Raw genomic sequence first — 24,533 nt, forward strand, 5'->3', positions numbered from 1 at the left:
GGCCGCCGGGCCGGCTCGTGATGAGCCGGCCCGGCGGCCGTACGCGCACCGATGTCATGCGACCGGTTCCCGCTCCGGGGCCGGTGCCGGGGCCGCCGCCTTCGTGCCGCGCAGCAGCAGCACCGCCACTCCCGCCGCGACCGCCAGCAGCACCGTTCCGCCGACCGCCGCGTACCGCATGCCGTGCACGAACGCCTCCCGGGCCGTCGCGATCAGCGAGTGGTCGGTGCCCGCCACCGCCGCGCCCAGGGTCTCGCGGGCCGCGGCCGGGGCCGAGCCGGGCATGTCGGAGCGGTAGACCGCCGTACCGATCGAGCCCAGGACCGCCATCCCCATCGCCCCGCCGAACTCCTGGCCGGTCTCCAGGAGCGAGGCCGCCGAGCCGGCCTTCTCGGCCGGGGCCGCGGCGAGCGCCATGTCGGAGACGAGCGCCATCACCATGACGATGCCGCCGGCGATCACGGCGGCGCCGGTCAGCACCAGCCAGAGGGAGTCGGTGCCGGTGAGGGCGAGGACGCCGTAGCCCGCGGCGCCGATCGCGAAGCCGGACGCGATGACCGGCGCCTTGCCGCTCCTCGCGGCGACCGCGGTCGCCGCGGGGGCCGCGATGCCCACCGCCAGCGAGGGGGCGAGCGACCACAGGGCCGCCTCCAGGGTGCCCATGCCGAGCACGGACTGGAGGTACTGGGTGGTGAAGTAGGCCGAGCCCATCATCGCGAAGGCGGCGACGGCGTTGAGCGAGATCCCGGCGCCGAAGACCCGGTCGCGGAAGAGTTCGCGGCTGATCATCGCGTCCCGGCCGCGGCGCTGGCGGCGGACGAAGAGCCCGCCGACGGCGAGGCCCCCGGCCACGTACAGCAGGCGCGCCGCGCCGAAGCCCTCGGCCGCGATCTCCTTCAGCCCGTACACCACCGGCAGTACCGCGCCCATCGAGAGCACCGCGCCCAGCAGGTCGAACTTCCCGGGCGCCGGGTCCTTGAACTCGGGGACCAGCAAGGGCGCGAGCACCAGCAGGAGCAGCATCGCCGGGACGTTGATCAGGAACACCGAGCCCCACCAGAAGTGCTCCAGCAGGACCCCGCTCAGCACCGAGCCGAGCGCGATGCCGCCCGCCATGGCGCCGGACCAGATGCCGATGGCCTGGCCGCGCTGCCTGTCGTCGCGGAACATGTTGCGGACCAGGCCCATGGTGGAGGGCATCAGGGTGGCGCCGCCGACGCCGAGCAGGGCGCGTGCGGCGATCAGCATCTCGGCGCTGGTCGCGTAGGCCGCGGTCACCGAGGCGAGTCCGAAGGCCGTCGCGCCGATCAGGAGCAGCCTGCGGCGCCCGATCCGGTCCCCGAGCGAGCCCATCGTGATGAGCAGCCCGGCGAGCGCGAACGCGTAGACGTCGAAGATCCACAGCTGCTGGGTGGCGCTCGGGTCGAGCTCCCGCGTGATCGACGGGATCGCGAAGTAGAGGACGGAGACGTCCATCGAGACCAGGAGGAGCGGCAGCAGGAGGACGACGAAGGCGGTCCATTCCCTGCGCCCGGCGCGGAGGTTCGTGCTCGGTGAGTGCGTCATGACAGGAACTGTACGGCTGTTTAATACAGCCGTCTAGAACGAATGTATAAGACATGCGTAAGGCCCCTCCGGAAGCTCCGGAGGGGCCTGGTCGCGCTCGTGTCGGGGCGGGCGCGGGGGGCCGTGCGGCCGGCGCCGGGCGCTCAGGCCCCCGGCCGCCAGGGCGGGGTCTGGTTCCAGCCCCACTTCGGCACGGTCGCCCCGGTGCCCGTCACCGGCGGCGGCTGGGGCCCCGAGTAGACGAGCGCCATCCGCGTCCCCCACTCGATGTAGTACGCGAACACCGCCCGGAACTCCGGGTCGTCCGGCAGCCCCACCTCGTCCGCCGCGTCCGTCAGGAGCGCGATCCAGCGCCGCCGCTGCTCCTCGGTGATGCCCCGGCCCAGATGGCGGCCGGCCATGTGGTCGTGGCCGCCGTGGGCCGCGGTGTAGTCGGCGGGGCCGCCGAAGACCTCGCCCAGCCAGACGGCCACGTGGTGGGCGTGCTCGGCCGGGGCCGCGGCGAAGACCGGCGCGAGCAGCGGGTCCTTGTGCACGTGCCCGTAGAAGACCTCGGTCAGCCGGTCGAGCGCCTCTTGGCCGCCCATCCACTCGTAGACGCTGGGGGTCCCCGGAGCGTCGCTCATGCGTTGTCCTCCTCGGTCGGCCCCGACGCGCGGTCGGGGCCCTGGGCGCGGACTTCCCGTACCCGCTCCAGGGAGTCGCGCAGCTCCCCGAGCCAGTCGTCCGTGCGACTCTCCACGAGCCGTACGCACCAGGCAAGGGCCTCGCTGCGGCTGCGGGCCACGCCGCCCGCCACCAGGGTGTCCAGGACCTGCCGTTCGGGCTGGCGCAGCCGGGTCATGACGGGGGCCGAGACCTGGGTGAACATCGCCCGGCGGCCCCCGCACTCGGCGCCCCAGGAGACCTTGCGGCCGTAGCGGTGCTCGGCCTCGCGGGCCACCGCGATCCGCTCGTCGCGGGTGCGCTCGCGGAACTCCTGGATGCGGCCGTCGAGGGCGGCGGCGCGCTCGGCGGGGGAGGCGCCGTCGGCGAGCCCGGGCTCGGGGACGCGCCCGACGACGGTGATCTCCTCGCGGTCGACGGTGACGTCCACCAGGCGCTCGAAGAGTCCGTCCGGGATGCGGCCGGTGAACCAGCCGCGGAGCTGCTCGTGCTGTTCGGCTGTAATCATGTAATCAGGATTACTCCGCCGGGATCGGCCCGCCAAGCGTGTTCGCCGTGGGCCCGAAACATGTAGGGGCAACGCAAAAAGCCCTCCGCTGTCGCGAAGGGCTTCCTGCTGTCTGTGCGCCGCCAGGGACTCGAACCCCGGACCCGCTGATTAAGAGTCAGCTGCTCTAACCAACTGAGCTAGCGGCGCCTGCTGACAGAGAAAATACTACCTGGTCCGCGGGGGTGCTCAGAACCACCCGGCCGGGCCGCGCCGGCGCCGCGGAAACGACTCGCCTGGATCGTTCAGATCGCCAGTGAGAGCACCACCGGGGCCGCGCGCCGGTTCAGGGTGTCGGCCGCCGAGCGCAGCCGGTGGGCGTGCTCGATCGGCAGCGAGAGCGCGAGGCAGCCGACCGCCGAGCCCGCCGTGAGCGGGACGGCCGCGCAGACCGTGCCCACCGCGTACTCCTGGAGGTCGAGGACCGGGACCGTGGCGGGCTGGCTGTCCAGCTTGGTGAAGAGCACCCGCTCGTTGGTGATGGTCCGCGAGGTCAGCCGGGCGATCTTGTGCCGGGAGAGGTGGTCGCGCCGCCCGTTCTGGTCGAGCTGGGTGAGCAGGCACTTGCCGACCGCGCTGGCGTGGGCCGCCGAGCGGAAGTCCACCCACTCGTTGACCTTGGGCGCGCGGGGGCCGTCCGCGTACTGCGTGATCTTCACTTCGCCGTCGATGTAGCGGCTGATGTAGACCGCCGCGCCCACCGAGTCGCGCAGTTCGGTGAGGGTGCTCTGGAGCTTGGCCTCCAGGGCCTGCTGGCGCACCACGCCGGAGCCGAGCAGCACGGTGGAGTCGCCGATCACATACGCCCCGTCGGCCACCTGCTCCACATAGCCCTCGCAGCGGAGCATGAGCAGCAGCGAGGCGAGGTGCGCGGTGGGCAGTCCGGTCTCGCGGGCGATCTGGACGTCCGTCACCCCGCTCGCGTGCTTGGAGATCGTCTCCAGGACGCGGAAGGCGTACTGCACCGAATGGAACGGTGCGGTCGGCTCTGGCTTCAGCGCCACGGTTTCCCCCTAGCAGGTCGAGACCGCGAGGTTGGACAGCTTCACCATTCCACGATAACCGCCAAGACCCGTTTCCGGTGGGGGTGTTGACGAGATTGATGATGCGCCCCTGGCGCTGTCCTGGGGCGCATCCGTCTGGCATATGCCAAAGGCAAGATCTATGGCCGGAACATGAGGTCAGAGCACCGCGCCCAGGAACTCGCGCGTACGTTCGTGCGTGGCGTCGGCGAAGATTTTCTCCGGCGGACCGGACTCGATGACCTTCCCGGAATCGAACATCATGACCTCGTCGGAGATGTCGCGCGCGAAGTTCATCTCGTGCGTGACGCACAGCATCGTGATGTCGGTGGTGGTCGCGACGTCCCGCAGCACGTCCAGCACCCCGGCCACCAGCTCCGGGTCGAGCGCCGAGGTCACCTCGTCGAGAAGCAGCACCTGGGGGCGCATGGCCAGGGCCCGCGCGATCGCCACCCGCTGCTGCTGACCGCCCGACAGCTGGGACGGCCTGGCCCCGCTGCGGTCGGCGAGGCCCACCAGGTCCAGCAGACCCCGGGCGCGCTCCTCGGCCTCGTCGGGGGAGAGCCCGAGCACCCGGACCGGCGCCTCGGTGATGTTGCGCAGCACCGTCATGTTGGGGAAGAGGTTGAACTGCTGGAAGACCATCCCGATCTTCTTGCGGGCCTCCCGGCGCTCCTTCTCGGCGGCCGGAAAGAGCCGGTCCCCATTGACCTGGATCGTCCCGGAGTCGGGCGTCTCCAGGGTCATCAGCAGCCGCAGGATCGTGGTCTTTCCGGAACCGGACGGTCCGATCAGCGTGACATGGCGTCCCGGCCGCACCGAGAAGCACAGGTCGTCCAGGACGGTGGTGGTGCCGAAGACCTTGGTGACCTGGTCGAAGACGATCAGGGGCGAGTCGGCCGGACCGGACGCGCCGCCGTCGGCGGGCACCTCGGCGGGCAGGTCGGCGGGGGCGGGGGCGTGGGGGGCACGGTCAGCGGGCAAGGCGGCGCTCCAGGGCTCGGACGAGAAGGGAAGCCGGGTAGGCGATGAGGACGAAGGCGACACCGACCACGGTCAGCGGCTCGGTGTACTGGAAGGTCGAAGCGCCCTCCAGCCGCGACTGCTGGAGCATCTCCAGCACGCTGATCCCGGCGAGCAGCGGAGTGTCCTTGAGCATCGAGATGACGTAGTTGCCGAGCGCGGGCGCGATGCGGCGCAGCGCCTGCGGCAGGATCACCGCGGACCAGGTGCGGTGCGCGGGCAGGCTGAGCGCGGTGGCCGCCTCCCACTGGCCCCTGGGCACGGCGTCGATGCCGGCCCGGTAGACCTGCGCGGTGTACGTGGAGTAGTGCAGCCCGATGGCGAGGATGCCGGTGGTCAGCGCGGAGAACCGCACGCCCCACTCGGGCAGCACGAAGAAGAGGAAGAACAGCTGCACCAGCAGGGGCGTGGTGCGGATGAACTCGGTGACGGCCGCCACCGGCCAGCGCACCAGCCGGTAGGGGGCGCGCAGCGCCAGCGCCCACACGAGGCCCAGCGTGAACGAGATGACCGAACCGAGCGCCAGCACCTGGAGGGTGACCAGCACCCCGTCCCAGAAGCGCGGCATGAAGTCCGCGACGGCGGACCAGTCCCAGGACGAGTGCGCCGCTTGGGCGAGGGCGGAAGGAGCCGGGGCCGTGGGCATCACTTGGCCGTCACCCCCAGGTTGGCCTTGGTGCGGCGCTCGAGTGCCTTCATGCCGCGGGTGATCCCCAAGGCGAGGACGAAGTAGATGACGAGGGTGACGCTGTAGATGCGCGCGCTGTCCTGGGTGGCGAGGCGGACCAGGTACGCGGCGAACGAGACGTCCCCGACGCCGAGCAGCGAGACCAGCGCGGTCCCCTTCAACAGCTCGATCAGCAGGTTGCAGAACGGCGGGAGCATCTCCGGCACCGCCTGCGGCAGCACCACCAGCCGCATCCGCTGCCAGGGGGTCAGGCTCAGCGCGATCCCCGCCTCGCGCTGGGCGGGGGCCACCGAGTTCAGCCCGCCCCGGACGATCTCCGCCCCGTACGCCCCGTAGGAGAGGCCGAGCGCCAGGACGGCCGCCCACATCGGCACCAGCTGCCACCCGGCCAGCGGCGGCAGCACGAAGAACAGCCAGAACATCAGGACCAGGGCGGACATGCCCCGGAAGACCTCGGTGTAGAACCCGGCCAGGAACCGCACCAGCCGGCTGCGGTGGGTGCGGGCCATGCCGACCCCGAAGGCGACGGCCCCGGCCAGGGCCGCGCTGTACACGGTCAGCTGGACGGTGATCCAGATTCCCGGCAGCACCCAGTGCTGCCACAGTCCGGCCGTCATCGGCACAGCTCCTTGGCGGTGAGGGTGGTCATCTCGGCCCGGGTGAAGCCGAACGGCCGCATGATCCGGAAGAGTTCGCCGCTGTCGCGCATCTTGTGGATCTCGCGGTTGAAGGCGTCGCGCAGCGCGGTGTCGGTGGGGCGGAAGGCGAAGCCGCCGCCGTCGATCTTCCTCTTGCCGTCGACGACGGCGGCGAAGGGCGCGGTGGCCTCGGCGCGGCTGCTCTTCCTGACGACCGCGCGGGTGGTCAGGGCGGTCCCGGCGAACACGTCGACGCGGCCGGACTCCACCGCGTTCAACCCGGCGACCTGGTCCTGGAGGATCACGATGTCCTTCTCCGGGATCCCGGCGGCGACCGCGTACCGGATCTCGGCGTAGCCGGCACCGGTGGCGAAGCGGGCCCGGGTGCGCACCACGTCGGCGTAGTCGCGCAGGCCCTTGGGGTTGCCCCTGCGCACGATGAACGCGTCGAGCATCTGGTACTCGGGGTCGGCGAACAGGACCTGCGCGCAGCGCTCCTTGGTGAGGTACATCCCCGCCGAGACGACGTCGAACTGCTGCGAGTTGAGGCCCGGGATCAGGGAGGAGAAGTCGGTGGCGACCGGCTGGACATGGCCTATGCCGAGCCGCTTGAAGATCACCTTGGCGAGTTCGGGGGCCTCCCCGGTGAACTCGCCGTCCTCGTCGACATAGCCGTACGGCACCTCCCCGGCGATCCCCAGCCGGACCGACCCCTGCGATCTGAGCCGGCCCAGCGCGTCGCCGTCGGGCACCCGGGAGCAGCCGGCGGCGCCGAGCGCGGCGGCGGCCCCGGTGGCCAGAATCGTTCGTCGTGCAATTGATCGAGCCATGGCGGCGCCGCTACCCCGGTTCCGCGCCGCCATGCGTGCCGGGCTCAGCCCTCCAGCGCGTGGGCCGCCCGCAGCACCAGGTCGTCGCGGTGCCGGGCGGCCACCAGCTGCAGTCCGACGGGCAGGCCCGCCCGGTCCGTTCCGACCGGGACCGTGAGGGCGGGCTGGCCGGTCAGGTTGAAGGGGTACGTGAACGGGGTCCACCCGGTCCAGCGGCGCAGCCCCGACCCCTTGGGCACCTCCGCGCCCGCCTCGAACGCGGTGATCGGCAGCGCCGGGGTGACCAGCAGGTCGTGGGTGAGGTGGAAGCGGGCCATCCGGTGGCCGAGCACAGCCCGGACCTCGGAAGCGGCCAGGTAGTCCCGGGCCGCGTACCGCTCGCCCTGCTCGGCTGTCTCGCGCAGCCCCGGGTCGAGCGCGGCCCGCCGCTCGGTCGGCAGCGCGGCGACCACCCGGGCCGCGCCCGCGAACCACAGGGTGTGGAAGGCGGCCACCGGGTCCGCGAAGTCCGGGTCGGCCTCCTCCACGTACGCGCCGAGCCCGGCCAGCCGGGTCACCGCCGCCCGGACCGCCGCCGCGACCTCGGGGTGGACGGCGACCTGGCCGCCGAAGGACGGCGAGTAGGCGATCCGCAGGCCCTTCACGCCGTCGGCGAGGGCCGGTGCGACCGGCCCGGCCGCCGGGCCCGCCGACCAGTCGCGCCAGTCGGCCCCGGCGATCACGTCGAGCAGCAGGGCGGTGTCCGCCGCGTCCCTGGCCAGCGGCCCGGCTGTGGCGATCGAGCCGAACGGGCTCGGCGGGAAGAGCGGCACCCGCCCGTGGGTGGGCTTCAGCCCGACCACTCCGCAGAACGCGGCCGGGATGCGCACCGAGCCGCCCCCGTCCGTGCCGATGGAGAGCGGGCCCGCGCCGGCCGCCACCGCCGCCGCGCTGCCGCCGCTGGAGCCGCCCGCGGTGCGGGCCGGGTCGTGCGGATTGCGGGTGATCCCGCTGAGCGCCGAGTCGGTGACCCCCTTCCAGCCGAACTCGGGCATCGTGGTCTTGCCCAGGAACACCGCGCCGTGCTCGCGCAGCCGGGCCGCGGCGGGCGCGTCCACGTCCCAGGGGCCGGGGCCGGGCGGGGCGAGCGAGCCGCGCAGGGTCGGGCCCCCGGCCACCGGGAGCGCGTCCTTCACGGACACCGGCACCCCGTCCAGCAGCCCCTGCGGCTCCCCGGCCCGCCACCGGGCGGCGGACGCCTCGGCCTGGGCCACCGCCTGCTCGGCGTCCACCCGTACGAACGCGTTGATCCGGGGCTCCACCTCGTCGATCCGCGCGAGGACCGCGCGGACGGCGTCGAGGGGGGAGAAGTCGCCCTTGCCGTATCCCGCCAGGAGTTGACGGGCAGTCAGGTCGGCGAGCGAGGTGCGGCCTGTCGTCGGCTCAGTCATGCCCGGGTTCGTACCCGGGTTTCCTGATCGACAGCGCGCCGAGGGCCCCCGGGCCGTCCCGGGAATAAAACGGAGACTGCCTCCTGTTCTGCTCTCCGGTACGCGCACGGGACGGACGCGCGCGTACGAGAGGGACATCGAGCGGTACGGGACGGACTGGAGGCGCACGCGGTGGACGTGGACGAGATTCGAGGGACGGCGTTCGGGACCGCGCCCGTGCCCCTGTCCGTACTGGACCTGGTGACCGTCGGCAGCGGCTACACCGCCACCCGCGCCCTGCGCGCCAGCGTGGAGATCGCCCGGCTCGCCGAGCGGCGCGGCTTCACCCGCCACTGGGTCGCCGAGCACCACTCGATGCCCGGAGTCGCCTCCTCGTCCCCGGCCGTCATCCTGGCCCACCTCGCCGCCCACACCGACCGCATCCGGCTCGGCTCGGGCGGTGTGATGCTGCCCAACCACGCGCCGCTGGTGATCGCCGAGCAGTTCGGCACCCTGGAGGCGCTGGCCCCGGGGCGCGTCGACCTCGGCCTGGGGCGCGCGCCCGGCACGGACGGCGCGACGGCGGCGGCCCTGCGCCGCACCGAACGCCTCGACGAGGGCGCCGACGAATTCCCGCAGCAGCTGGCCGAGTTGACCCGCTTCCTGGACGACGACTTCCCCGACGGGCACCCCTACGCGCGGATCCACGCCGTCCCCGGCCCGGTGCAGGGCCCGACCGGGCGTCCGCCGATCTGGCTGCTCGGCTCGTCCGGGTTCAGCGCCCGCCTCGCCGGGACGCTGGGGCTGCCCTTCGCGTTCGCGCACCACTTCAGCGCCGCCAACACGGTGCCCGCGCTCGACCTCTACCGCTCCTCCTTCCGCCCCTCCGCGGTGCTGGCCGAGCCGTACGCGCTGATCGGCGTCTCGGCGCTGGCCGCCGACGACGAGAGGGAGGCCCGGCGCCAGACGCTCACCAACGCGCTGTCGATGCTGCGGCTGCGCACCGGCCGCCCCGGGCTCGTGCCGACGCCGGAGGAGGCGGAGGCGTACGCGTTCAGCCCGCTGGAGCGGGAGTTCGCCGACAACTGGCTCGCCAACGTCGTCTCCGGCACCGCCGAGGAGGTCCGCGACGGGCTGGACGCGCTCCAGAAGCGGACCGGCGCCGACGAGCTGATGCTGACCGCGAACGCGCACGGCCCGGAGGTCCGGCTGCGCTCCTACGAGCTGATCGCGGACGTCTACGGGGCACCGGTGGGAGACGCTCCGGTAGGTGAATCCTGAATTTTCCCGGGCCGGTGGTCCACCGCGTCCACCGGCGCTTCCAAGATCCATAAGGCACCCTTAAACCGCTCGTCACCCATGGTGGCGAGCGGCTCTCATGACGGCTCCACCTCCCTGACAGGCGGTTTCGCGCTCAAATTGGTCTAGTCCTCAATTTGGTTCAGACCATTGACGTGCACCTGCGGTGATCGCTATCACTGCTCCAACCGCCGTTCCGCTCACCCCCCGGAGGCCGTCCGTGTCCGTCCGCAGACCTCTAGCCGCAGCCCTCACCACCGCGACGCTCGCCGCCGGTGCGCTGGCCGCCTTCGCGGGCCTCGGCCCGGCCGGCACCGCCGCTGCCGCCGACGCGAGCGCCGCGCCCTCCACCGGCGGGGTGAAGATCGCCTACTACGACCAGTGGAGCGTGTACGGCAACGCCTTCTACCCCAAGCAGCTCGACACCCGGGGCATCGCGGGCAAGCTGGACATCATCAACTACTCGTTCGGCAACATCCACCCCACCGACCTCACCTGTTTCGAGGCCAACAAGGCGGCGGGCGACGACAACAACCCCAACGCCGGTGACGGCGCGGGCGACTCGTACGCCGACTACCAGAAGTCCTTCGGCGCCGCCGACAGCGTCAGCGGCGTGGCCGACAAGTGGGACCAGCCGATCGTCGGCGTCTTCAACCAGTTCAAGCAGCTCAAGGCCAAGTACCCCAAGCTGAAGATCAACATCTCGATCGGCGGCTGGAGCTACTCCAAGTACTTCTCGGACGCGGCCAAGACGGACGCCGGCCGCCAGAAGCTCGTGGCCTCCTGCATCAAGCAGTACATCCAGGGCGACCTGCCGGTCGACGGCGGCTTCGGCGGCCCCGGCTCGGCCGCCGGGATCTTCGACGGCATCGACATCGACTGGGAGTACCCCGGCTCGCCCGACGGCCACCTCGGCAACCACTACGCCGCCGAGGACAAGCAGAACTACACCCTGCTGCTGGCCGAGTTCCGCAAGCAGCTCGACGCGTACGGGGCCGCGCACGGCGGCAAGAAGTACCTGCTCACGGCGGCGATGCCGGCCGGCCAGGACAAGATCAAGAACATTGAGACGGACAAGGTCGGGCAGTACCTCGACTACGCCAACGTCATGACGTACGACATGCACGGCGCCTGGGACGGCGACGGGCCGACCTACCACCAGTCGCCGCTGTACTCCGGCGCCAACGACCCCACCGACGTCATCAAGCCCGGCACCCAGAAGTACTCGATCGCCAACGCGGTCGACTCCTGGATCGACGGCAACGCCGCGTACGGCATCGCGGGCGGCTTCCCGGCCAACAAGCTGACCCTCGGGTACGAGTTCTACTACCGCGGCTGGAAGGGCGTTCCGGCGGGCTCCGCGAACGGGCTCGCCCAGACCGCCACCGGTCCCTCCGGCGCCCGGCCGCTGAGCCAGCAGCCCGGCATCGCCCACTACAAGGAGCTCGGCGGGATCGTCGACAACCCGGCGACCACGTTCTGGGACGACCAGGCGAAGGCGTCCTACTTCTACAAGGACGGCGAGTTCTTCACCGGCCTCGACCAGAAGTCGATCCAGGCCCGCGCGGACTACGCGCACAGCCGGGGGCTGGCGGGCGCGATGATGTACTCGCTGCTCGGGCTCGACGACAAGACCACGCTCCTGAACCAGATCGTCACGGCCGTCGGCTCGTCCCCGTCCTCGACGCCGGACCCGACGACCCCGCCCACCACCCCGCCGACGACGCCCCCCACGACGCCCCCGACCACTCCGCCGACGACGCCCCCGACCACGCCTCCGACCGGCTGCACGGCGACGCCGTGGGACAAGGGCGGCACGTACACCGGCGGTACGCAGGTCTCCTACAAGGGCCACAACTGGAAGGCCAAGTGGTGGACGCAGGGCGAGGAGCCGGGCACCACGGGCGACTGGGGTGTGTGGCAGGACCTCGGCGCGTGCTGATGACCCCCCAGTGAGGGGGAAGCCGCCCCACCCCGTGCCGGGGGTGGGGCGGCTTTCTTCTGACCGTGGCGCATCCCCGGACCCCCTGCGCCCCGAGGGGGCGTGCCACGCCCTGGGCAGCCGTTTGCCCGCGGCCCGGTGGGAGCCGGTCGCGCAGTTCCCCGCGCCCCTTCCGGGCAGGGACTGCGTCCGCGGACCGTGCGTGGCCGGTCGCGCAGTTCCCCGCGCCCCTGGGCAGTCCCATGCCTGCGGACCACGGTCGCTCCTCGCGCAGTTCCCCGCGCCCCTAGGGGGTACCCGGCAGCCGGAGAAGTCAGCTCAGCCACGGGCTTGAGGGGCGCGGGGAACGGCGCGAGGAGCGGGCACGGTCCGCAGGCGCACGGGGGCTTTCAGGGGCGCGGGGAACTGCGCGAGAAGCGGGCACGGTCCGCGGACGAAGGCGGGTCTTCAGGGGCGCGGGGAACTGCGCGACAAGCCCCCACCGGGCCGCAGATGAAGTCCGGGCCCGGAAGGGGCGCGGGGAACTGCGCGGGCGACCCGCCACCGGCCCGCAGACGGACACCGGCCCCACCAGGGGCGCGGGGAACTGCGCGGCCAGCCGCCCACGGTCCGCGGGCGAAGGCCGGGCGCGAGGGTCACGCGGGGGAGCGGCAGCCGGCTGAGAGCATCGTGGCGATCAGCTCCGGCGCGATCGCCCGCGAATACAACCACCCCTGCCCCGTATCGCACCCGATCCGCCGCAACCGCCCAGCCTGATGCACCGTCTCGACGCACTCCGCCGTCACCTTCAGCCCCAGCCGGTGCGCCAGCTGCACCAGCGTCTCGACGATCGTCTCGTCGGCCGGGTTGGGGTGCGCGCCCCCCTCGTCGTACTGGAAGCCCCGTACGAAGGACCCGTCGAGCTTGAGGACGGACACCGGCAGCCGCGACAGGTACGCCAGGTTCGAGTACCCCGTGCCGAAGTCGTCGATGGCGATCCGCACGCCCATGTCGGAGAGCGCCTGGAGGGCCTGGAGGGGCCGCCCCGCCGAGCCCATGACGGCGGACTCGGTGAGCTCCAGCTGCAGCAGGTGCGGCGCCAGCCCCGTCTCGGCGAGGATTCCGGCGACGTCCGCCACCAGGTCGGAGTCCCACACCTGGCGTACGGCGACGTTCACGCTGACGAAGATCGGCGGCACGTCCGGGTGGTCGATCTGCCAGCGCCGGGCCTGCCGGCAGGCGGTGCGCAGCACCCAGCGCCCGAGCTGGACGATCGAGCCGTCCTCTTCCGCAATTCCGATGAACCGATTCGGCGCCAGTGTGCCGAACTGCGGATGGTTCCATCTGACAAGCGCCTCGACGCCCTCGACGACCCCGTCGGCCATGCTCACCAGCGGCTGGTACTCCAGCGCGAACTCGTCCCGCTCGACGGCCGGCCGCAGCGTGGAGGAGAGCGCCTGACGGGTCATCCGGTGCGCGTTGCGCTCGGGGTCGAAGAGGGTCCAGCGGGCCTTGCCGTCGGCCTTGGCCCAGTACAGCGTGGTGTCGGCGTCCTGCATCAGCCCCGTCGCCGTGGTCCCGGCGACGGCCCGCTCCACCACGCCGATGGACGCGGACACCGAGAGCCGCTGCCCGGCCAGGTCGAACGGCTGCTGGAGCGCGGTCAGTACGGACCTGGCCAGATCCGCCAGCTGCTCGGTCCCGGTGGAGTCCTCGACCAGCACCGCGAACTCGTCGCCGCCGAGCCGCGCCACCAGGTGCCCGCCGCTGCGGGCGTAGCCGCACTGGTCGGCGCAGTGGGTGAGGCGGGCGGCGACGGCCGACAGGAGCCGGTCGCCGATGCGGTGGCCGAGGGTGTCGTTGACGGCCTTGAAGCCGTCGAGGTCGAGGTAGCAGATCCCGATGCGGCCGGTGCCGCCGCGCCCGTACGTGGACGCCTCCAGCGCGCCCGCCAGCCGTTCGAAGAACAGCGTCCGGTTGGGCAGCCGGGTCACCGGGTCGTGCATCTGGAGGTGGCGCAGCCGCGCCTGGAGCTCGCGGCGGTCGCTGATGTCGGTGATGGAGAGCAGCGCGCCCGCGCCGTCCGGTACGGGCGAGACGGTCACCTCGGCCCACAGCGAGTGCCCGTCGGGGTGCTTGAGGCGGCGGGTGCAGCGGAACCGCGAGCGGCTGCCGCGCAGCACTTCCTGGTAGATGTGCCAGGTCCGGGCGTCGGCGGCGAGGTCCACGAGGTCGGCGGCGGCCTGGCCGTGCAGGTCGTCGGGGGCGCCGCCGAGCAGTTCGGCGAGCGCGTCGTTGACCGCGATCACCGTTCCCTCGCGGTCGACGACGGCCATCGCCAGATGGGCCGCGTCGAAGGCCGCCCGGTAGTCGGCGCGCGGCCCGGGAGCGGTGCGGCCGACCGCGTGACGTTCGGGCGGGCGCCCCACGGCCCGTTCGGGCCCGTCCGGATGACGCTCTGTGACCGGCGGCCGCTTGGTCCCGGGGGCTGCGCCCGGTCCTTCGGGGGTTCCGCTCACCGCTCGCTCCCGCTGTCCATTCGAGTCGTACACAGATGTGGTCGGGGCCGTCGGCCGGGTGGAGGACAGCCGCCCGGGGCTGAATCCACGCAGGAAAGTGTGCCGATCATAGAGGCAGGCGCAACGGCCGATCCAGCTCCACGGCCGTGATCATGCGCACCCGGGAGCCGAGACCGATCGTTTCTGCGCGGGTGTGCCCCGGGTCGGACCTCCTGTGACCGATTGTGACTTTGGGTGAGCCATCGGGGTGTCGGGCTGGTGTCGGGCCCCTCACCCGCCTGGGGCAGCGGAACAGGGCGTAATCCGACAATCCCGCACAAGGTGGGTGAGGTGTCCCGCATTCCGTACCCGGAGGTCGACGTGGAGCGTCAGCAGACACCCGGGGGAGTGGAGCGCGTCCGGCTGCGCAGTGCCGCCGCCGCGCTCACCTCCCTCACCGCGCTCGCCGCCACCAGCCTCGCGTCGGGCCCGGCGGTGGCCGCCAAGTCGGACGTGCCCTGCGCCCTGCACCGCACCGCGGCCCACCACTCGCTCGGCGTCGACACCTGGAACGCGGCCTATCCGCGCCCGGTGCGCACGCTGAACGCGGTGATGGTCTTCCTGTCCTTCCCGGACTCGGCGCCCACGGTCGCGCCGAAGGACCTGGCCGCCGACTACTTCCCCGCGACCAGCGACTTCTTCTCCCGCGCCTCGTACGGCAAGTTCAGGCTGGCGCCGCATCCGCAGCAGAGCTGGGTGAAGATGCCGAAGGCATCCACCGCGTACCGGATAGAGCGCGACTGGGACCCCGACCGGCGCACCGAGTACCTGCGCGACGCGATCACCGCCGCCGACCCCTCGGTCGATTTCTCCCGGTACGACATTGTTTACCTGGTGGCCGACCCGGACGCGCCCGGCGTCGACTCGGACGCCACCAAGGTCGTCAACTTCGACCAGCCGCTGCGGGTCGACGGAACTGACCTCAAAAGAGTGGTCACCGTCTTCGAGCAGCACCCCCCGGACCGCAATGTGCTGGCCCACGAGACCGGCCACGTCTTCGACCTGCCGGACCTCTACCACCGCCCGATGGACGGCAAGGGCGACTGGGACACGTACGTGGGCGACTGGGACGTGATGGGCAGCCAGTTCGGGATGGCGCCGGACCCGCTCGGCTGGCACAAGTGGAAGCTGGGCTGGCTGGACCGGCGGCAGGTGGCGTGCGTGGCGACCCGCGGCTCCACCCGGCTGAGCCTGGTGCCGCTCGGCGAGTCCGCCGCGCGCGGCGGGCCGGGCGGGGTGCGGCTCGCGGTGGTGCGCACCGGCGACGGCAGCGCGATCGCCATGGAGGTGCGCGGCGCCTTCGGCAACGACCGTACGACGTGCACGGAAGGCGTGCTGATCTACCGGGTCCGCAGCGAGTCCGCGTCCGGCACCGGGCCCGTCGAGGTCCTGGACACGCACCCCGACACCGGGGCGTGCTGGGAGCACTCGGTCTACCCGGCCCTCGCGGACGCCCCGCTGGGGGTCGGCGAGACGTACACCGTGCCGGGGGAGGGGATCCGGGTCGAGGTGACCGGCAAGACGCGGTCCGGGGCGTGGACGGTACGGGTCACGCCGTAGCCGCGGACGTCCGCCGGGCATACGAGAAGGCCCCCCGCTCGCGCGGGGGGCCTTCTCCGTCTGTGCGCCGCCAGGGACTCGAACCCCGGACCCGCTGATTAAGAGTCAGCTGCTCTAACCAACTGAGCTAGCGGCGCCTGCTGACGTCGTAGACCTTAGCATCCTGATCGGCGGGAGGAAAAATCGATGAGCGGTGCTCGCCCCGGGCGCCGCCGGGACCCGCCCCGGGGCCGCCGTCGCGGGCCGCCCGGACGCAGGCCCACAGCAGGACGTCGGGCCCCGGCAGCCACGGGTGACGGGTGTCGGGGGCCACCAGCCAGCGCGCCGCGCCGGACTGCTCGCAGGGCAGCGGCGGGGGCACGGTGACCGCGTCGCCCACGCCGTGGCACAGCAGCGGCGGTACGAGGGTCCACTCCTCCCAGTCGAGCAGCGCGGGGAGGCGGTGGGCGGTGCCGGGGGCGGTGAAGAGCAGCATCCGGCCGCGGTGCTGGGCCACCGGGCCGGAGCCCGCGCCCTCGGTCCACAGCCGGTCCAGCATCCGGCGCCCGAACACGGCGGGCACGTTGACCACGTCGAAGACGGACCCGCAGGGCAGCACGGCGGGGGCGCCCGGCCGCTCCTCCCACAGCGCGAGGGTGCTGCGCGGATACGCCGCCGCCGACGCCAGCCAGGCGGCACCCGCGGGGGTCACCTCCCCGGCGCCGTCACGGGGGAGCAGGGCTTCGTCGCGCCACATGATGCTCATAGGCACTAGAACTACGGCCCCGGCCCCCCGCCCCAGAAGGAATTCCCCGAACCCAGGACACCGGCCCCAGGAGGGAGTATCTTGCCGGTCCCCAGGCATATGCCGGGGGCTTCGGGGGAGGCCGGCGAGGGCGCCCGGGGCTGTGGTATTGCGCGGCTCCCCCGCGCGGGCGCGAGAAGCGACCATGGCCCGCAGACAAAGTCCGGCCCAAAAGGGGCGCGGGGAACTGCGCGACCAGCCACCCACGGTCCGCGGACGAAGCCCGGCCGATAGGTGCGCGGGGCTGCGACATGGTGCGGCTCCGCCGCGCGGGCGCGAGAAGCGACCACGGCCCGCAGACAACGTCCCGGCCCAAAAGCGCGCGGCCGAGGAGGCCCGCCCCCTACCCCCGCTCAGCCCCCCGCACCAACTCCCGCCCGAACTCCACCATCTTCTTCGCGTAGTCCTCGGTCCACCGAGCCCGCTCCGCGATGTCCGCCGCCGTCAGCCGGTCGAAGCGGCGCGGATCCGCCAGCTGGGCCGCCGCGATCGCCTGGAACTCCACCGCCCGGTCCGCCGCCGCCCGGAACGCCAGCGCCAGCTCCGTGGAGCGCGACAGCAGCTCCCGGGGGTCCTCGATCGACTCCAGGTCGAAGAAGTGCTCCGGGTCGGCGGCGGCCTCGGCGGGCTCGAACAGCAACGGCGCGGGCCTCAGCCGCAGCTCTTTCCGCTCGGTCCGCTCGGGCTCCGCCATCAGGGTCTCCTCCTGCCGTACAGTCCAGCGGCCCGGTGTTCGCCCCGGGCCACCCTCCATTGTCCCGCGCCCCGCAAGTGCGCTTCGGCCGCCCCGCGCGCCCCCCCGACGCGCCCCCGGCGTACGCGTGCCTAGGGCCGCCACACCACCCGGTGCTCCGCCAGATGCGTCAGTACCGCGTGGTTCGCCTCCCAGCCGTCCGGGAACTTCACCGTGACGCCCAGCTGCACCGGCTCGGTCGAGGGGTGCTCGTCCAGCAGGTCGGCCACGCCCGCCCGGCACACCACGATGCAGGCGTGCCGGTGCCGGGAGGCCAGGACGCACAGCCGGCCCGTCTCCAGGTGGAAGGCGGTCGCGTCGGGGCGGCCCGACAGCGGGTGCAGGACGACCGTGACGTCGAACTCGCGGCCCTGCAGCCGGTTCGCCGTGTCGACCGCGACCCCGCTCACGCCCAGCTCCGCGAGCGCCGCCCGCACGGCCGCCGCCTGGTCGCGGTGGGCGGTGCCGACGGCGATCCGGGCCGCGGTGAGCGGCACCGGGTCCGGGGAGCGCTCGCTGGTGGCGGCCCCGCCCCGGTCGAGGAGGCGGCGGACCACCCGGGCCACCGCCCGTACCGCCTCGGGGTCGGTGCGCGGGGTGTGCCGGGCGGGCAGCTCCAGCAGGGCCCAGCCCGACTCGGCCGCCTCGTCGAGCGCCCGGTCGGGGGCCGAGCCGTCGGAGGGGACGCCGAAGGCGAGGCGCCGGTCGCCGTGGTCGGTGCCGCTCTGGAAGCGGGTGTACGGGTAGAACGCGTCCGAGACCAGCGGCGCCGCCGACGCGGGCAGCCGCCAGGAGACCGGCAGCCGGTGCTGCGGCAGCGTCGGGTTGTGCGCCAGCAGCGTGGTCACCGCGCTCGCCGACGGGTCGTAGCTGAGCCCCGCCCACTGTTCGGAGTCGGCGATCGCGAACGGGTCCAGCTGGCCCGGGTCGCCCACGAACAGCGCTCGCTCGAACAGCCCGGCCACCGCGAGCAGCGCGTCGGAGCGCATCTGGTACGCCTCGTCCACGATCGCGTGGCCCCACGGCTCCACGTCCTTGACGTGCGCCCACTTCGCGGCGGTCGACAGCACGATGTCCAGGCCCGCCAGATCGCCCGCCTTCGCCGACTTCCGTACGTTCGCCAGGTCGTCCAGCGCCTTGTCGTACGGGTCGGAGTCGCTGCTGTGCAGTCGGCCGACGGGCAGCTCCGGCTCCTTCTCGGCGAGCCGCGCCACCAGGTCGTCGACCTGGGCGTTGGTCTGCGCGACCACCATCAACGGGCTTCCGGCGGCGGCCAGTTCCAGCGCCGCGCGCACCACCAGCGTCGACTTGCCGGCGCCCGGCGGGGAGTCCACCACCACGCCCCGCGCCTCCGAGTGCAGGGTGTCGTGGAGGATCCGCTCCGTGGCCCCGGCCGCCGCCGCGCCCGGGTCGAAGCCGCGGTCGGTGCCGGTCACAGCAGGTCCTCCGGGGTCTGGGGGTCGGGGTGCTCGGCGCCGGTGCCGGGCGGGCCGCCGTGCGTCCAGGGGGTGGCCTCCGGGTCGGGCAGCCGGGGCCCGCCGCGCGGGTCGTGCTCGAAGAGCGTCCAGCACACGGCCGCGCCCTTGTCCGGGACCGAGCCGGGCGCGGGGTCCTTGCCGCGGCCCATCTTGTCGAGCAGCCGCAGCACCAGGGCGCCGTCCGGCTCGTACCCGACGAACTCGGCGGACTGCGGCCTGCCGTCCAGCGAGCGGAACACCTTCGCGCGCTCGGCCAGGTGCGGCGCGTCCTCGGTGCGGACGGTGAGCAGGGGGCGCGGGCTCGGCCGCTTCGACTCCGACCAGGCCATCACCACCTCGACGACCTCGCCCGCGAACGCCTCCCCGGCCAGTCTGCGCCCGGCCATCACCAGCGGGTCGTCCAGCGCCTCCTGCGCCTCCAGCTGCGCCTGGGCGCTCTCGCGGGAGGCCAGCTTGGCCGCCGCCGCCACCGCGTCGTCGCGGCGGGGCTGGGGCGGCTCACCGGCGCGCACCCGGTCGCGGTGGGCGGTGAAGGACCAGCGGTCGCGGGTCCAGCGCTCCCGCGCGCGCGGTGCCTCGGGCAGCTCCTCCAGCAGGTCCAGGGCGCGCCACACCGACTCCCAGGTGGGCCGCAGCTGGGCCGCGACCAGCTCGCGGATCTCGCTCTCGGCGCGGGCCAGGCCGACCAGCAGGGCGTCGGCCGCCTCCCCGTCCTCCGCCGCGTGCACCGCCTGGCGGGCCCGGTCGTAGCGGTCGATCGCCGGGGCGAGCAGCTTGTTGTCGAACGCCGGGTCGGTGGCCGGACCGGCGGGCGGGCACAGCAGCTGTCCGGCCCCGTCCCGGGCCAGCTCGGCCGCCAGCGCCGCCTCGGCGCCGGTGACGCCCTCGGGCGGGTCGATCCAGGCCAGCAGCGCCCCCAGGTGCTGGTCCTCCAGGCTGGACTGGCCGGTCGCCCAGTGCCGGCCCAGCAGGTCGGTGGCGGCGAGCAGCAGCGCCGAGCCGGGGACGCGGGCGCGCTCCCCGTAGTGCGTGAGCCAGCGGCCGAGCAGCGGGACGCGCGGGGGCGCGGGGTGCGGGGTGTCCGGGTCCTGCTCGGCGGTGCGGCGAAAGCGCATCGAGCGGCCGAGCAGCCGGACGAAGTCGACGGCGGCCCGGCCCGGCACCACGATCTGCGGCGCGTCCGCGCACAGCTCGACCTCGACCTTGACCTTCTTGCCGGTCTCCGGGTCGGTCTCGTTGCGCTCGGCCTCCTCCACCTCGTCCGCGTACGCCTCCAGGTGCGGCAGGACCGCGTCGGCCAGCTCGGCCAGGAAGGCGAAGCGCAGCTCGCGGTCGCGCGGCTGCGCCACCACCAGCAGCCGGGGCCGCTCGCGGTCGGTGCCCACCAGCGCGCCCAGCGGCGCCCCGGCCTCGCCGGAGGTGGTCAGCGGCACCAGGACCAGCGGGCGCGCGGACAGGTGCCGGTGGCGCACGGTGGCCAGCGGCGCGGCCCGTCCGGCCTCGGCGGCCTCCAGCCGGGCGAGCGAGGTGATCAGGGACATCCGGCCTCCTGGGGCGCGCGCGGCGCGGACAGCGCCTCGGCGCGCAGGGCGGCGGCCCGGCGCAGGGCGGCGACGGCGGGGTCGGCCGCGTCGCCGGTGGCGCCGCGCGCGGCGGAGAGCACGGCGCCGATGGTGGTCAGACCGCCGAGCTCGGCCCGCAGTCCGCGCCCGAGCGCCGTGACCGCGTCCTGGGCGCGGGCCCGGTCGCGGCAGTGGAAGGCCAGCTCGCAGGCGGCCAGGCACTCCGGCGCGTACGCCGCGGGGACCGACTCGACCGCGCCGGCCAGCTCGGTGGGCGGCAGCCCGGGGTCGAAGCAGGCGCCGGGGGGCAGGGCCGCGGCGATGTCCTCGATCCGGGTGAGCCGGGCCAGCTGGCGCCGGGTCACCGACAGCTGCTTGCGGACGTCGACCAGCGAGGCGGTCGGCAGGTTGGAGAAGTCCTTGGGGCACACCAGCAGCACGCTGTGCGCGACGCGCCCGGCGGGTCCGGCCGGGGCGGCGCCCAGCAGGCCCGCCACCCGCTCCAGCGCCAGCACGTACACCGCGGCCTGGCGGGCCGCCGCGCCGACCTTCGCCGGGTCGGCCGCCGCGTCGATCATCGGGAAGGACTTGATCTCGACGACCGTCCAGCGGCCGTCGGGGGCGACCACCACCGCGTCCGGCTCCAGATAGGCCGGGGAGCCCGCCACCTCCAGGGCGAGCATCGGGTGGTCGAGGAGGGTCCAGGTGCCCGCCGCGCTCGCCTCGCGCAGCGCCAGCGCGGTGCGCGCCGCGCGGCCCTCGGGACCGGCCGCGGCCAGCTCCGGGACCACCGCGTCGGCCGGCGGCTCGGCGCCGGTGTGCTCGCACAGCAGCCGCAGCAGCTCCGCGCCGCCGTCGGACTTGACCCGGGCCTCGAAGGTGTTGCCGCGCGCGATGGCGAACTGGGACTGGCCGAACGCCGCCGACGGCGAGCCGAGCGCCTGGGCGAGCGCGCCCTTGTCGACACCCGCCCCGTCCAGCAGGGCGCGTCTGCGGCAGCCCGGGTTGGCGGCGAGCGCCGCGAGCGCCCGGGCGTCCAGCGGGCGCGGCACGGCCGTGGGACCGCGCAGCTCAGCGAGCCGCTGACGGATGGCTGTCGTCCGCTCCCGCGGTGGAGTCTTCGGACGCGCGCTGCCCTGGGATTCGCTCACCCGTGGAAGTCTTGCATCCGGCGCTGACAATCGGGGCCCGTGCGCCGAATGTGCCGGGTGCGACCCGGGCCCTGACCCGGTCCGCGAGCCGCATCGCGGGCCGCGCCAGCAGGAACCCGACGCCCATCACGGCGACGCCCGCGACCGCGTCCAGCAGATAGTGGTTGGCGGTGCCCATCACCACGAACGCGATGGTCACCGGGTAGGCGACGCCCAGGACGCGGGTCCAGCGGTTGCCGCCGAAGCGCCACAGCATGACGCCGCACCACAGCGCCCAGCCGACGTGCAGGCTGGGCATCGCCGCGTACTGGTTGGTCATGCCGCCCATGCCGCGCGGCGCGCTCGCCTCGCCGCCCCACCAGCCGTACGAGCTGTACTGCGCCATGGTGTCCACGAAGCCGTGGGAGGCGTCGAGCAGCCGGGGCGGGCAGGTCGGCAGCAGGGAGAAGCCGACGAGTCCGAGGAGGGTGGAGAGCATCAGCCAGGTGCGGGCCGCGCGGTACTGCACCGGGCGGCGCCGGAACAGCCACACCAGGACGGCCGGGGTGACCAGGTAGTGCAGCGACGCGTACGCGAAGTCCGCGGGTACGCCGATCTCCGGGGTGCGGGTGAAGAGCCGGTTGAGCGGGTGCTCCGCGTTGATGTGCAGGTACTTCTCCATGCGCAGGATCGCCAGGCCGTGCTCGACGGCCTGCGACTCGCTGCCGCTCACCAGGAGGCGGCCCGCCGAGTAGGCGGCATAGACGATGGCGATGAGCGGCAGCTCGGTCCACCAGCGGGGCCGAGGCGCGGGGTGCTGCATCTCCGGACCCTCTCCATCTCTTCTTCAGGGCCCCTTCGGGGCCCGTTCAAGTGTTCCACCGTACGGTGTACGGCCTCGCGCGCGTACACCCACCCCCAAGGGACGCGAGAGACGGCCGGGAGGGTGCGCGATGATGGAAGGGAACCACCGTCGAACATCCGGCGGATTCCTCGTGCCATCGGGAGAGACCTGACATGCCTGCCGCAGAACCGCGCATCCTGCTCGCCCGTCACGGGCAGACCGAGTGGTCCCTGCTCGGCAAGCACACCGGCCGCACCGACATCCCCCTCCTCGAAGAGGGGCGCAGGGGCGCGAAGCTGCTCGGCGAGCGCCTGCACCGCGCGCCGTGGGACGGCCTGCGCGACGTCGAGGTGCGCACGAGCCCCCTGCTGCGCGCCCGCGAGACGTGCGAGCTGGCCGGGTTCGGCGACCGCGCCACCGACTGGGACGTCCTGATGGAGTTCGACTACGGGGCGTACGAGGGCCTCACCCCGCCCGAGATCAAGGCGGGCGACCCCGACTGGTTCATCTGGCGCGACGGCGTCCGGGGCGGCGAGACGCTGGCCCAGGTGTCGGCCCGCGCCGACGAGGTCGTCGAGTGGGCCCGCTCCGCCGACCGGGACGTGCTGGTCTTCGCGCACGGCCACATCCTGCGCACCATCGCGGCCCGCTGGCTGGGCGAGCCGATCGGCTTCGCGGCCCGCATCAAGCTCGACCCGACCTCGCTGTCGGTGCTCGGCTGGGCGTACGGCGCCCCGGCCGTCGAGCGCTGGAACGACACCGGCCACCTGGAGGGCTGAGCCGGCGCGGCCCGGCGTCCGGCCGGGCCGCGCCCCGCTCACACCGGCGCCGTGGCCGCCCGGCGCTCCAGGAAGGCGGCCACCTCCGGGCAGCTCCCGTGCGGGGCCAGGATGCGGGCGGTGTCGCAGAGCATCGCCTGGATCCGGGTCGACTGGACCTCGGTCAGCAGATCGAGGACCTGGTGGCCGGCGGCGGCGGCCTCGGTGGGCGCGCCCGCGCGCGCGAGGTCGTCGGCGAGCTCGGCGCGGTAGAGCGCCAGGTTGCGGGCGAAGTGCGGGTCCTGCAGGCAGGCGGCGAGCCGGGCGTGGCGGGCGGCGCGCGGCCAGTCGCCCAGCGCCGACCAGCACTGCGCCTCCAGCATCTCCAGCTCGGCCTCGACGAAGAACGTCATCCACTCCGGGTCCCGCTCGCCCGGCCCCTGCCCGAAGAGCGCGTGCGCCCGCGCCAGCGACTGCTCGCACGCCCCCCGGTCGCCGAGCCCGGCCCAGCCGCCCGCCTCCCGCAGCGACAGCAGGGACAGCAGCCGGGGCGAACCGAGCCGGGCCGCCGCCCGCCCGCCCGCCTGGGCGGCCCGCAGCGCCTCGCGCGGCCGGCCCGCGTCCCTGGCCAGGAACGACATGTTGCAGAAGGCGTGCGCCTCCAGGGCCGGATCGCCCGCCAGCCGGGCGGTGGCGAGCGCCTCCGCGTAGTGCGAGCGGGCCTCGTCGTAGCGGCCCGAGTCATGGGCGAGCCAGCCCACCGAGATGGCGAGCTCCCCGGCGCCCGCGTGCAGCCGGTCGGCGGTGGAGCGGCGCGCGGTGCCCGCGTCGAGCAGCGCGTACGCGGTGCGCAGCGGCTGGGCGGCGCGCCGGTAGAGGCCGTCGGCGCCGTGCCGGTCGTCCAGCAGCCGGATCCGCCGCACGGCCTCCTCGACCGCGTTCACCTCGGCCTCCCCGACCCGGCGCACCGGCTGCCCGGGGGCCTCGGGGCGGCCGGCCGCGGCCGGTCCGGCGGCCGGGCCCAGGGAGGCGACCGCCAGGGCGGCGGAGCCGCCCGTCATGAATGCGCGACGCAGCACGTCGCTCTCCTCGTCGTCACGTTCTTCGTCGTGGTCGGTGGTGGTCCCGGCGCGCTGTCCGGGCGCGGCGCCCAGCAGCGGCGCACCGCAACCTCCGCGCGCCCCTCGTCCTCGTACCGCCTCACGGGCCGAGAACCCCATGTCGGCGAGGGTCAAACCCGGGAACATGTGCCGGAAGACCCGCTCGTACGCGTAGTTGGGGCAGCGGATCTCGCCCGCCTCCACGCGTCCGATGTACCGGGCGTCGCAGGCGACCTGTTCGCCGATCTCGCGCGCCGCCCGGCGCACCGCCGCCGCGAACTCGCCCGGCGAGCGCTGCCCGCGCAGCTCCCGGAACGCGGTGTTGGGGCCCTTGGGGGGGTTCCGCGCGGTGGTGTGCGCCGGGTTCCGCGCGGAGTTCTGTCCGGCTCGGGGATCCGTTGACGTCGCCATGGCTCA

21 protein-coding genes and 2 tRNA genes are annotated in these 24,533 nt (G+C 73.7%); 4 read left to right on the forward strand and 19 right to left on the reverse strand.

Annotated elements, in window-relative coordinates; all coding sequences use genetic code 11:
* Positions 1 to 54 precede the first annotated feature (54 nt).
* The 10 genes from AB5J87_RS22305 to AB5J87_RS22350 all read right to left on the reverse strand — a co-directional run bounded on the left by AB5J87_RS22305 (position 55) and on the right by AB5J87_RS22350 (position 8,410).
* Positions 55 to 1,566 (reverse strand): MFS transporter, encoded by a 1,512-nt coding sequence (locus tag AB5J87_RS22305; protein WP_369378699.1) that lies wholly within the window; start codon positions 1,564 to 1,566, stop codon positions 55 to 57.
* 143 nt (positions 1,567 to 1,709) lie between these two features.
* Positions 1,710 to 2,192 carry a group II truncated hemoglobin gene (locus AB5J87_RS22310; RefSeq protein WP_369378701.1) on the reverse strand — a complete coding sequence of 161 codons (483 nt, stop codon included), beginning with the start codon at positions 2,190 to 2,192 and terminating at the stop codon, positions 1,710 to 1,712.
* Complete coding sequence (locus AB5J87_RS22315) at positions 2,189 to 2,740, reverse strand: hypothetical protein (protein WP_369378703.1); 552 nt, start codon at positions 2,738 to 2,740, stop codon at positions 2,189 to 2,191. Before AB5J87_RS22315 ends, AB5J87_RS22310 begins: the two co-directional genes overlap by 4 nt.
* A gap of 115 nt (positions 2,741 to 2,855) precedes the next feature.
* A tRNA-Lys gene (locus tag AB5J87_RS22320) sits at positions 2,856 to 2,929 on the reverse strand.
* Positions 2,930 to 3,024: 95 nt separating this feature from the next.
* Positions 3,025 to 3,783: an IclR family transcriptional regulator gene (locus AB5J87_RS22325; RefSeq protein ID WP_369378705.1), complete on the reverse strand. Its 759-nt coding sequence runs from the start codon at positions 3,781 to 3,783 to the stop codon at positions 3,025 to 3,027.
* 177 nt (positions 3,784 to 3,960) lie between these two features.
* Positions 3,961 to 4,731: an amino acid ABC transporter ATP-binding protein gene (locus AB5J87_RS22330; protein ID WP_369383625.1), complete on the reverse strand. Its 771-nt coding sequence runs from the start codon at positions 4,729 to 4,731 to the stop codon at positions 3,961 to 3,963.
* Between the two features lie 43 nt (positions 4,732 to 4,774).
* On the reverse strand, positions 4,775 to 5,470 hold the full coding sequence (gene ehuD, locus AB5J87_RS22335) for an ectoine/hydroxyectoine ABC transporter permease subunit EhuD (RefSeq protein WP_369378706.1): 696 nt from the start codon (positions 5,468 to 5,470) through the stop codon (positions 4,775 to 4,777).
* A complete protein-coding gene (gene ehuC / locus AB5J87_RS22340; RefSeq protein WP_369378708.1) occupies positions 5,470 to 6,129 on the reverse strand; it encodes an ectoine/hydroxyectoine ABC transporter permease subunit EhuC in 660 nt (219 codons plus the stop codon). The genes ehuD and ehuC overlap by 1 nt, the downstream gene beginning before the upstream one ends.
* Positions 6,126 to 6,980 carry an ectoine/hydroxyectoine ABC transporter substrate-binding protein EhuB gene (gene ehuB, locus AB5J87_RS22345; RefSeq protein WP_369378709.1) on the reverse strand — a complete coding sequence of 285 codons (855 nt, stop codon included), beginning with the start codon at positions 6,978 to 6,980 and terminating at the stop codon, positions 6,126 to 6,128. Before ehuB ends, ehuC begins: the two co-directional genes overlap by 4 nt.
* A gap of 44 nt (positions 6,981 to 7,024) precedes the next feature.
* Positions 7,025 to 8,410, reverse strand: a complete 1,386-nt coding sequence (locus AB5J87_RS22350; protein WP_369378710.1) for an amidase — start codon at positions 8,408 to 8,410, stop codon at positions 7,025 to 7,027.
* Between the two features lie 171 nt (positions 8,411 to 8,581).
* Between AB5J87_RS22350 and AB5J87_RS22355 the strand changes: the two genes are divergently transcribed.
* Both AB5J87_RS22355 and AB5J87_RS22360 read left to right on the forward strand, forming a co-directional pair.
* The gene (locus tag AB5J87_RS22355; protein WP_369378712.1) at positions 8,582 to 9,670 is read left to right on the forward strand and encodes an LLM class flavin-dependent oxidoreductase; all 1,089 of its coding nucleotides are present in this window, start codon (positions 8,582 to 8,584) and stop codon (positions 9,668 to 9,670) included.
* A gap of 238 nt (positions 9,671 to 9,908) precedes the next feature.
* A complete protein-coding gene (locus AB5J87_RS22360) occupies positions 9,909 to 11,630 on the forward strand; it encodes a glycosyl hydrolase family 18 protein (protein ID WP_369378713.1) in 1,722 nt (573 codons plus the stop codon).
* 635 nt (positions 11,631 to 12,265) lie between these two features.
* On the opposite strand, the gene AB5J87_RS22365 is transcribed toward AB5J87_RS22360, so the two are convergent.
* Positions 12,266 to 14,128, reverse strand: a complete 1,863-nt coding sequence (locus AB5J87_RS22365; protein ID WP_369378714.1) for a putative bifunctional diguanylate cyclase/phosphodiesterase — start codon at positions 14,126 to 14,128, stop codon at positions 12,266 to 12,268.
* A 360-nt stretch (positions 14,129 to 14,488) separates the two neighbouring features.
* Here AB5J87_RS22365 and AB5J87_RS22370 point away from each other — a divergent pair, with 360 nt between their 5' ends.
* Positions 14,489 to 15,727, forward strand: a complete 1,239-nt coding sequence (locus AB5J87_RS22370) for a M6 family metalloprotease domain-containing protein (protein ID WP_369383626.1) — start codon at positions 14,489 to 14,491, stop codon at positions 15,725 to 15,727.
* Positions 15,728 to 15,790: 63 nt separating this feature from the next.
* Here the strand turns inward: AB5J87_RS22370 and AB5J87_RS22375 are convergent.
* From AB5J87_RS22375 to AB5J87_RS22405, 7 genes are all read right to left on the reverse strand, one after another.
* Positions 15,791 to 15,864: transfer RNA gene (locus AB5J87_RS22375), tRNA-Lys, on the reverse strand.
* Positions 15,855 to 16,472, reverse strand: a complete 618-nt coding sequence (locus tag AB5J87_RS22380; protein WP_369378715.1) for a bifunctional DNA primase/polymerase — start codon at positions 16,470 to 16,472, stop codon at positions 15,855 to 15,857. Before AB5J87_RS22380 ends, AB5J87_RS22375 begins: the two co-directional genes overlap by 10 nt.
* A gap of 382 nt (positions 16,473 to 16,854) precedes the next feature.
* The gene (locus AB5J87_RS22385) at positions 16,855 to 17,205 is read right to left on the reverse strand and encodes a hypothetical protein (protein ID WP_369378716.1); all 351 of its coding nucleotides are present in this window, start codon (positions 17,203 to 17,205) and stop codon (positions 16,855 to 16,857) included.
* A 131-nt stretch (positions 17,206 to 17,336) separates the two neighbouring features.
* Positions 17,337 to 18,680, reverse strand: coding sequence for an AAA domain-containing protein (locus AB5J87_RS22390; RefSeq protein ID WP_369378718.1), 1,344 nt, complete (start codon positions 18,678 to 18,680; stop codon positions 17,337 to 17,339).
* The gene (locus tag AB5J87_RS22395) at positions 18,677 to 20,263 is read right to left on the reverse strand and encodes a hypothetical protein (RefSeq protein ID WP_369378720.1); all 1,587 of its coding nucleotides are present in this window, start codon (positions 20,261 to 20,263) and stop codon (positions 18,677 to 18,679) included. The genes AB5J87_RS22390 and AB5J87_RS22395 overlap by 4 nt, the downstream gene beginning before the upstream one ends.
* A complete protein-coding gene (locus AB5J87_RS22400) occupies positions 20,254 to 21,435 on the reverse strand; it encodes a hypothetical protein (protein WP_369378722.1) in 1,182 nt (393 codons plus the stop codon). The genes AB5J87_RS22395 and AB5J87_RS22400 overlap by 10 nt, the downstream gene beginning before the upstream one ends.
* Complete coding sequence (locus AB5J87_RS22405; RefSeq protein ID WP_369378724.1) at positions 21,356 to 22,237, reverse strand: phosphatase PAP2 family protein; 882 nt, start codon at positions 22,235 to 22,237, stop codon at positions 21,356 to 21,358. Before AB5J87_RS22405 ends, AB5J87_RS22400 begins: the two co-directional genes overlap by 80 nt.
* Positions 22,238 to 22,431: 194 nt before the next feature.
* Here AB5J87_RS22405 and AB5J87_RS22410 point away from each other — a divergent pair, with 194 nt between their 5' ends.
* A complete protein-coding gene (locus tag AB5J87_RS22410) occupies positions 22,432 to 23,037 on the forward strand; it encodes a histidine phosphatase family protein (RefSeq protein ID WP_369378726.1) in 606 nt (201 codons plus the stop codon).
* Positions 23,038 to 23,075: 38 nt separating this feature from the next.
* Here AB5J87_RS22410 and AB5J87_RS22415 read toward each other — a convergent pair whose 3' ends face one another.
* Positions 23,076 to 24,527: a tetratricopeptide repeat protein gene (locus tag AB5J87_RS22415; protein WP_369378728.1), complete on the reverse strand. Its 1,452-nt coding sequence runs from the start codon at positions 24,525 to 24,527 to the stop codon at positions 23,076 to 23,078.
* Positions 24,528 to 24,533: the final 6 nt, after the last annotated feature.

The organism is Streptomyces sp. cg36, from assembly GCF_041080675.1.
Classification (GTDB): domain Bacteria; phylum Actinomycetota; class Actinomycetes; order Streptomycetales; family Streptomycetaceae; genus Streptomyces.

Excerpts from the sequence above, each read along its gene's own strand:
- AB5J87_RS22310 (WP_369378701.1), bottom strand. The coding sequence starts at position 2,192 with ATGAGCGACGCTCCGGGGACCCCCAGCGTCTACGAGTGGATGGGCGGC.
- ehuC (WP_369378708.1), bottom strand. The coding sequence starts at position 6,129 with ATGACGGCCGGACTGTGGCAGCACTGGGTGCTGCCGGGAATCTGGATC.
- AB5J87_RS22315 (WP_369378703.1), bottom strand. The coding sequence starts at position 2,740 with ATGATTACAGCCGAACAGCACGAGCAGCTCCGCGGCTGGTTCACCGGC.
- AB5J87_RS22385 (WP_369378716.1), bottom strand. The coding sequence starts at position 17,205 with ATGGCGGAGCCCGAGCGGACCGAGCGGAAAGAGCTGCGGCTGAGGCCC.
- AB5J87_RS22380 (WP_369378715.1), bottom strand. The coding sequence starts at position 16,472 with ATGAGCATCATGTGGCGCGACGAAGCCCTGCTCCCCCGTGACGGCGCC.
- AB5J87_RS22415 (WP_369378728.1), bottom strand. The coding sequence starts at position 24,527 with ATGGCGACGTCAACGGATCCCCGAGCCGGACAGAACTCCGCGCGGAAC.
- ehuD (WP_369378706.1), bottom strand. The coding sequence starts at position 5,470 with ATGCCCACGGCCCCGGCTCCTTCCGCCCTCGCCCAAGCGGCGCACTCG.
- AB5J87_RS22395 (WP_369378720.1), bottom strand. The coding sequence starts at position 20,263 with ATGTCCCTGATCACCTCGCTCGCCCGGCTGGAGGCCGCCGAGGCCGGA.
- AB5J87_RS22350 (WP_369378710.1), bottom strand. The coding sequence starts at position 8,410 with ATGACTGAGCCGACGACAGGCCGCACCTCGCTCGCCGACCTGACTGCC.
- ehuB (WP_369378709.1), bottom strand. The coding sequence starts at position 6,980 with ATGGCTCGATCAATTGCACGACGAACGATTCTGGCCACCGGGGCCGCC.
- AB5J87_RS22405 (WP_369378724.1), bottom strand. The coding sequence starts at position 22,237 with ATGCAGCACCCCGCGCCTCGGCCCCGCTGGTGGACCGAGCTGCCGCTC.
- AB5J87_RS22410 (WP_369378726.1), top strand. The coding sequence starts at position 22,432 with ATGCCTGCCGCAGAACCGCGCATCCTGCTCGCCCGTCACGGGCAGACC.
- AB5J87_RS22305 (WP_369378699.1), bottom strand. The coding sequence starts at position 1,566 with ATGACGCACTCACCGAGCACGAACCTCCGCGCCGGGCGCAGGGAATGG.